Annotated in this window: 9 protein-coding genes; all 9 read right to left on the bottom strand. The window is 65.5% G+C overall.

The annotated features are described in order from the left end of the window. Nucleotides 1-373 (bottom strand): type VII secretion integral membrane protein EccD (gene eccD, locus A5646_RS22590; protein WP_082984821.1); only part of this gene is annotated, 373 nt, incomplete at its 3' end. Next, nucleotides 370-1,395 (bottom strand): MinD/ParA family protein, encoded by a 1,026-nt coding sequence (locus A5646_RS22585; RefSeq protein ID WP_156749105.1) that lies wholly within the window; start codon nt 1,393-1,395, stop codon nt 370-372. The genes eccD and A5646_RS22585, both read right to left, overlap by 4 nt. Nucleotides 1,396-1,523: 128 nt before the next feature. Continuing rightward, nucleotides 1,524-2,354: an ESX secretion-associated protein EspG gene (locus tag A5646_RS22580; protein WP_066870103.1), complete on the bottom strand. Its 831-nt coding sequence runs from the start codon at nt 2,352-2,354 to the stop codon at nt 1,524-1,526. Nucleotides 2,355-2,471: 117 nt separating this feature from the next. Then, the gene (locus tag A5646_RS22575; RefSeq protein ID WP_007771836.1) at nt 2,472-2,759 is read right to left on the bottom strand and encodes a WXG100 family type VII secretion target; all 288 of its coding nucleotides are present in this window, start codon (nt 2,757-2,759) and stop codon (nt 2,472-2,474) included. A gap of 51 nt (nt 2,760-2,810) precedes the next feature. Further along, complete coding sequence (locus A5646_RS22570) at nt 2,811-3,125, bottom strand: WXG100 family type VII secretion target (protein ID WP_040630553.1); 315 nt, start codon at nt 3,123-3,125, stop codon at nt 2,811-2,813. A 102-nt stretch (nt 3,126-3,227) separates the two neighbouring features. Next, complete coding sequence (locus A5646_RS22565; RefSeq protein WP_066870100.1) at nt 3,228-4,409, bottom strand: PPE family protein; 1,182 nt, start codon at nt 4,407-4,409, stop codon at nt 3,228-3,230. 30 nt (nt 4,410-4,439) lie between these two features. Next, a complete protein-coding gene (locus tag A5646_RS22560; protein WP_066870097.1) occupies nt 4,440-4,745 on the bottom strand; it encodes a PE domain-containing protein in 306 nt (101 codons plus the stop codon). Nucleotides 4,746-4,994: 249 nt separating this feature from the next. Continuing rightward, entirely contained in the window at nt 4,995-5,393 is a 399-nt protein-coding gene (locus A5646_RS22555; RefSeq protein WP_066870092.1) for a VOC family protein, read from the bottom strand. Between the two features lie 64 nt (nt 5,394-5,457). Further along, nucleotides 5,458-6,786 (bottom strand): HAMP domain-containing sensor histidine kinase, encoded by a 1,329-nt coding sequence (locus tag A5646_RS22550; protein WP_066870089.1) that lies wholly within the window; start codon nt 6,784-6,786, stop codon nt 5,458-5,460. Nucleotides 6,787-6,814 lie beyond the last annotated feature (28 nt).

Below are 6,814 nucleotides of genomic sequence, written 5' to 3'. Positions count from 1 at the left end.
CGCCGTCGCGGCCCAGCCACTTGCCCATGGCCGCCAATCCCGTGGACAGCGACTCGTACTGCGGTTCGAACGACTCGCCGTCCACCCTGGGCACCAGCACCAGGGTGTCGCCGTCCTGGACGCCCAGCTCGTCGAGGCTTTTGTTGATGTCGAGCCGAACGCCGTTGATCTTGTGCAGTTCGTAGCTGCCCGCCGGCAATGCGATGCCGTCAAAGCCTTTGCGCTTCAGGTCGGCGTCGAACAGCTCGACCATTCCCTCGAAGAATCCCTCCATCGGAATTCCGGCGGGAAACACCTGGGAACACAGATGCTTTTCGTAAGAAATGTTGACCGCACAACGCGCCGGGAAAGCGACCTTATGCGGCGCTGTCACAGCACCGACCGCTCGGCGTCAGGAATGTATTTGTCCGCCAGCCCTGCGGTGATTTCGAAGAGACGCAATCGCGTTTTCTTCTTGAGCTCGTGAACGGTATCGATGATGCCACCTTTGGCGAGGTGGGGATCAAACGGCAGCACTTCGACCGTCGCACCGACCTTGGTGAAACGCTCGGTCAAGTACGCCAACGCGTCCTTGTCGGTGATCTGGTCGGTGTGGTTCACAATTACGGTGCTGCGCGAAACCAACTCGTGGTAGCCCTGCGACCGCAGGTAGTCCACCGCCCGCAGCACCGGGCGTGACCGGTCCGCGGTGATGCCGGAGACGAACACGAGCGTGTCGGTGTTCTCCAATACCGGCTTCATCACCTCGTGTTCGAGGTCGGGGGAGGTGTCGACGATCATCACGGTGTGGGTACGCCGCAGGCGCGACAGCACCCCGGAGAACATCGCGGGCACCAGCGGCCTGGGCTGGTCGGAGGTCCGGTTGCCGGCCAGGACGTCAAGTCCAATGACGTTCTGGCCCAGATGTTCTCGGATATCCGCGTAACCCTGGACATCGGTGTCGTTGATGATCGCGGTGTAATCGCCGGGCGGGGATTCGTCGATGCGGTCGGCCAGCGTTCCGAAGCCCGGGACGGCGTCGATCGCAATCACGTTCTGCGGCCGGCATTCCCGGAACACACCCCCGAGGCAGGCGACGAGCGTGGTGACGCCCACGCCGCCCTTGCCGGAGACGACCGTGATGACGTATTGCCGTCGAATATGCCGCCGGATGCGATTCTGCAAATCCCGGTAGTGCCGTTCCCGGGGGGACTCGCCGGGATTTATTTTATGAAAAGAGATGGTGTAAATGAATTTCCGCCAGCCTGACCCTGGTGGAATTTTCCGCGGCGCGGCCAGATCGGTAATACGCATGGTGTCCGATACCGAATCCGGGAAGTTGCTGGCCCCTGACGGATCCCCCCGTCTGAGCGCTCCTTCGTCCGACATATTCGGGTCATTCCAAGGGCTCGTCACGACGAGATGCTAACACGGTTGGCGATACCGCGTTTACTCGTTCAGAAACCTTTCAAGCACGACAGACGTTGCTATTCCAAGGCTTTGGTTATCTAAGTTACTTTCGGCAGTTCGCTTGCGGCGCACCGTCACACCACTCGTCGATACGAGTGCCACTCGTCGCCCGCGGGCAATCGGCGGATGAGCCGTTGAATCGCGCCGCCGATGTCGGTGCGCGACCCGGGCGAAAGAATCTGGTACTGACGCTGCCCCGAGGTCACGCTCTCGATGCAGATCCGGCCGGCGGGAGTGTCGACGATGGACACCGTCGCATCCCCGACGGCGATCCGTGCCAATTCGTCGGGCCCCACCCCGGCCTGCAGGCCGACGATGTTGGCGTGCGCGGACCGCGCGGGATCGGCGGCCGTCAGCACCATCTGCAACTGGTCGGCGTCTAGGCGTTGTTCCAGCAGGAACGATCGCAGGCTGGCGGTGTCGCGCACCGAGCTCAGTAGCTGCTCGGTGTCCAGGGTGACCGGGCGCAGCGGCGCCGCCTCGGCCACGCCGCACAGCCGCTCGATTTGACCCACCACCAGGTCCCTGGCCGATGCCTCGTTGTTGGCCGTGCCGGCGGGATACAACCGCACCATGTCGGCGTGCCGTTCCAGGACCACCCACCACGTCGCGAAACGGCAGATCGATGCCCGCGTCGGCTCGCGGCCTGGGACCCCGATCATTACCAGCAGCCCCAGGTCGCGCCGCAGCAGGACCGTCAGCCACTCCCGGATCATCGGGTCGACCTCGCCGGCCTCATCGAGCGCGCCGGCGGCCATCAGCTCCGCGGCCGCGGGGTGGCTGCGGGCGCGCTCGGGGGTGTCCAGACGCGGCAACATGGGCCGCAGGCCCAGCTCAGGGCAGGTTTGCTCCACCCCGGTGATCGCCTGCAAGACCCATAAGCCGTCGACCGTCGTGGTCAGCATGTCGCCTTACCTCACTCAGTGGGACGCCCGACCGGTGGATAAGAGACCCAAAAGGTGGGGCACATACGCCCGGCGCATCTGCCCCACCCTTGTTTGTCTCTGTGTGGTTGTGCGGACTCAGAACAGCCCGGCGATGTGCTGGTCGGTGCTGAGCGCGTTGTCCAGCACGTGGGAGGTCGTCACCCCGTGCTGGCGGATGGTGTCGATGAGCCCCTGCAGCCCGGACAGCATCTGGGCCTGGGCCTCGAAGAAGCCCGATGCGCCGTGGCCGGCGAAGAATTCCTGCAGGGCGTGCGTGCGGTTGGAGGTGTCGTCGAAAATCGACTGCAACTGGCCGGCGCGGGAGGCGACGTCGGTGGCGAAGTCGGCTACGGCTCCCGGGTTATAAGTGATCGGGTCGGACATGGTGGATTTCCTTTCAAAAGACCATTAATGAAATGACGAATGACTGGGTGATCAGGAGCCGTGGCCGCCGAATAGCGCGCTAAAGGCGTGCGAGGAATCCGCCTCGTGGCCTTCCATCAGCGCCGCCGCCTTCGTCAGGCCCTCGGCCAGACGCGTGCCGCCGGTCAACACTTTATTCAAGTCGTTTTGAACCTCGATGGCCGTCGCATGCGACGCCGTCACAGCAGAGCCAGACCAGGTGGATGGGTTCATCACGTTTTCTTGATTGGCGACGTATCCCTGGCCAATCCCGATCGCGTGCTCCATGTTGGCTTGGATAGCGTTGGAAGCATCGCGAAGCATTTGCGGTGTCACTTTGATTGTCACGGAATTCTCCTTCTCCGGTGGGCCGCCCCCCGTGAGGGCATGAAGCGAAGTGTATGGCGGCTATTTGGACCTGTCGATTCACCTTTCACCAGGGGGTTGGCTTCACACTCGAGCGTCGACGACCCGCACGGTCGCGGGCTGGTCGGCCTTGTCACGGGAGCCGCGGTCGCCTCCCGCCCCGTGCCCCACGGGCATACCGCCCATCGGAGCACCACCCATCGTCGTGGTCTGCGGTCGCAGGGCCTCGGCGCCTAGCGCCCCGGCCGGTCGCAGTCCCACCGGCCGGCCACCGGTGGCGGGCTCGAAGGCGCTGACCGGACGGGTGAAACTCGTTGCGGGCACGCCCGCACCGCCCACGGATGCGCCCCCGCCGACGCCGGCCTCCGCCGCGGAGAGCCCGGTGGTGGCCGAGACCGTTGAGACGGCCGGGGTCGCCCCGCCCATGCCCAGGGCACCCGGATTGGAGAACATGCCCATCAGCGGCTGCATCATCTGCATCGGCGCCTGCATCATCTGCATGGGGGCCTGCATCACCTGCGGGACCGCTCCCATCAGCTGCTGCGCCGGCTGCATCAACGAGGTGGCCTGACTCATGAAGTCCTGGCCACCCGAGGCCGCCCGGCCGGCTCCCTGCGTGCCGGTCTGCGCGCTCTGCATGGCGGCGCGCATGCCGTCACCGGCCCCTTGTTCCGCCGCGGACTCGCCGATCGCCGCGGCGGCCTGCGCGGGCGCGGCCGGTGATGCGCCCATGGTGGCGACCGGCGGCGGAATGGTCAGGCTTTGCGACAGGGCCGTCAGGATCGTTCCGTAGCTGGCTCCGACGGCGGAGTTGTTCGGCCACATCGACCCGAAATATTCGAGCTCCAGCGACGTGATGCGCGGGGTCAGTGCGCCAAGCACCAGCGGGTTGATGCCGTAGTCGGTCGCGGTCTCGGTGCGGTTCTCGATGCACTCGGGCGCGGGACGCATTGATCCATAAGCCATTTGATATGCCGAGACCGCGGTCGAGACCACCGCCGGTTTGACGTCGACCCAGCCGGCCAGCCCGTGCAGTGACGCGTTCAGTGCGGTCGCGTTTGCCGCCGAGGCCAACGAACCCGAGCCCGTCCAGCTCGCCGACGTCGCGACGGTGTTGATCGTCGACGCGATGCTGGAGCCGTGATGGGTTGCCGCCAAGGCGGTCCAGGCGGCCTGGTTGGCCAGGTGAGTGATGACGCCGGCCCCCGCCTTGAGCAGCAGGTCGTTCTCCTCAGGCGTACGCGCAGCCCACCCCGGATCGGCCATGCGTACTTCCCCCTTTTACGTCGCTGGGCCCTAGGCCCCGATTGCCATCGTCAAGCTGCGCATGAGCTCCGTGACGACATATGTGCTCGAGGCGATGCTCTGCGCGCCGGCGAACAGGCCGCGCTGGGCGGCGTGCTCGGACACTACGCCCAGATAGCTACCGCCGCAGGCGTTGAGCGCCGCGGCGAACATGGCCGAATCGGGGTCCCCACCCATGGGCAGCACCCCCAGCAGGACGGGCGCCGCCGCCGAGGCGGCCGCTTCGGTCTCCGCGCTGATTGCCGTCTCGGTGCTCGAGGACGCCAGAACCGTTTCTGGCCCGACTGACACAACCATGATTTCCCTCCGAACGCTCAACCCAAATCCACGTACTTGGGGCCTTAGTGTAGTGCGGTTTCGTTGATCTTGTATTCACTGCGACTATGGCCGGACTCAAGGCCCGGAATTCAGTTAAGCAACACCAGTCCCAAGCGTGAAATCACTGGATTCCCAGACGGAGTCGTCAATAAACCTCAGTCGCCACTCAAGACTCGGCAGCCACAAATGCACCTCCGCCACCTTCCGTGCATTGCGATGCCGCTTTATTTAATCACGGTCGTGATGGCACACCGCTTCGAGTTTGATGCCGAATGGGTCATACCAGAACGTGGCGTAATAATGGCCGGGATATTGCGGGAAATGGCCCGGCGGATGAATGACCGTACCGCCGATTCGAACGACATGATCGTGCACGGCTCGCACCGACGACCGGTGCCGCACAATGAATGCCAGGTGTTGCAGCCCCGCTTGCTGCGCTGAGTACTCGTGCGGCTCGAGCGCCGGATAGAAGAACAGGAAAGTGCCCGGCTTGTTCTGGGCGGGCCGATAAGAAAACTCGTCGTCGGCATGAAAGAACGGCTCAAAACCGACAAGGGGCATCAGCGCGTCGTAGTACCGTTTCGCGGCTGACAGATCGGGCACGTTGATGCCGAGGTGGCCGAGCATGCCTCATTGTGCGATATCAACGGCGCGGTGCACGCGGGGGCGGGCCGGCCAAAGCGATCCGCCGCTAGGCCGGTCCGCGCCCGTCACCGGCCAACCGCAACAGCAGCCGGGTGCCACCGAGCGGACTCGTCTGCAATGCCGCTGTGCCGCCGTGCAATTCGGCCTGCTGAGCGACCAGCGCCAAGCCCAGCCCCGAGCCCGACCGCGAGGCCGTCGAGCCCCGGGCGAACCGCTCGAAGACCGTGGCACGTTCGGATTCCGGCACCCCGGTGCCGTCGTCGTCGATCGCGATCTCCACGCCCTCCCCGGAACTGCCGACCGTCAGCAGGATCTTGCCGGCGTTGCCGTGTTTGACGGCGTTGGCGATGGCGTTGTCGATCACCAGCCGCAGCCCGGTGGGCAGCCCGATCATCAGCACCGTCGGCGACGGCACGAGCGAGACCTCCACATCGGGATAGACGCGCAGGGCGTCGTGGGCGGCGCGATCGAGCAGCTCGGTGATGTCGAACGGGACGAAGTCGTCGACGGTCGTCAGCTCGCCCTGGGCCAGCCGCTCCAGCGCGGTCAGCGTGGCCTCGATGCGGCTCTGGGTGCGGATGACGTCACCGATCACCTCGTGACGCTGCTCGGGTGGCAGGTCCAGCGTCGAGAGCACCTCCAGGTTGGTGCGCATGGCGGTCAACGGCGTGCGCAACTCGTGGGAGGCGACCGCGGCGAAGTCGCGGGCCGATTCCAGCGCGGCCTTGGTGCGCTGCTGCTCCTTGCCGATGCGGGCCAGCATTCCCTCGACCGCCTCGGCGATCTCCACGGCCTCGCGCACGCCGCGAACCTGTACCTCGTCCGGACTGGACTGGGCGTTGATGGCGCGGGCCTGCTGGGCCAACAGCAGGAATGGGTTGACCATGATCAACGAGATCACCCAGCCCACCACGACGGTGCCGCCGATGACGCTGGCGCAGATCAGCAACACCCGCAGGTGCAGTTCGTTGATCCGATGCTGGGCTTCGGCCAGCGGCGCGGCCAGCGCTATCGAGGCGGGGCCCGCGGTGAAGGTGCGGACCCGGTACTGCACCCCGTTGATCGTGGTGTTGGCATAGCCGTCGGGAAGCTGGGGCAACACGATGCTGCTGGGGACCGAGACGGTCACGCCGCCGATACGCGCGGTGCGCACCAGGTTGCCGTCGGGCGCCGGCCGGTCCGGACTCGCGTGCTCGGCGTTGTTGAGCAGGCTGCTGATGTCACCCAGGCTGCTGACCGAATCGAGCCGACGATCGAGCTGGCTGTACTGATCGTTGGTCACGCCCACCCACACCCAGGTGCCCAGCAGGACCACGAGCGTCATCACCGATATGGCGGCGACGATGACGATGGTGCGCAGCGACAGCACCCGCATCGGCAGCTGTACACGCGGTAGGACGCGA

The organism is Mycobacterium sp. 1245499.0, assembly GCF_001673615.1.
Taxonomy (GTDB): domain Bacteria; phylum Actinomycetota; class Actinomycetes; order Mycobacteriales; family Mycobacteriaceae; genus Mycobacterium; species Mycobacterium europaeum_A.
This window is presented reverse-complemented; position numbering and strand designations above follow the sequence as displayed.

What these genes read in the sequence shown, in the direction of transcription:
- A5646_RS22580 (WP_066870103.1), bottom strand. Translation starts at nt 2,354, where the DNA reads ATGCTGACCACGACGGTCGACGGCTTATGGGTCTTGCAGGCGATCACC.
- A5646_RS22575 (WP_007771836.1), bottom strand. Translation starts at nt 2,759, where the DNA reads ATGTCCGACCCGATCACTTATAACCCGGGAGCCGTAGCCGACTTCGCC.
- A5646_RS22555 (WP_066870092.1), bottom strand. Translation starts at nt 5,393, where the DNA reads ATGCTCGGCCACCTCGGCATCAACGTGCCCGATCTGTCAGCCGCGAAA.
- A5646_RS22565 (WP_066870100.1), bottom strand. Translation starts at nt 4,409, where the DNA reads ATGGCCGATCCGGGGTGGGCTGCGCGTACGCCTGAGGAGAACGACCTG.
- A5646_RS22560 (WP_066870097.1), bottom strand. Translation starts at nt 4,745, where the DNA reads ATGGTTGTGTCAGTCGGGCCAGAAACGGTTCTGGCGTCCTCGAGCACC.
- A5646_RS22550 (WP_066870089.1), bottom strand. Translation starts at nt 6,786, where the DNA reads ATGCGGGTGCTGTCGCTGCGCACCATCGTCATCGTCGCCGCCATATCG.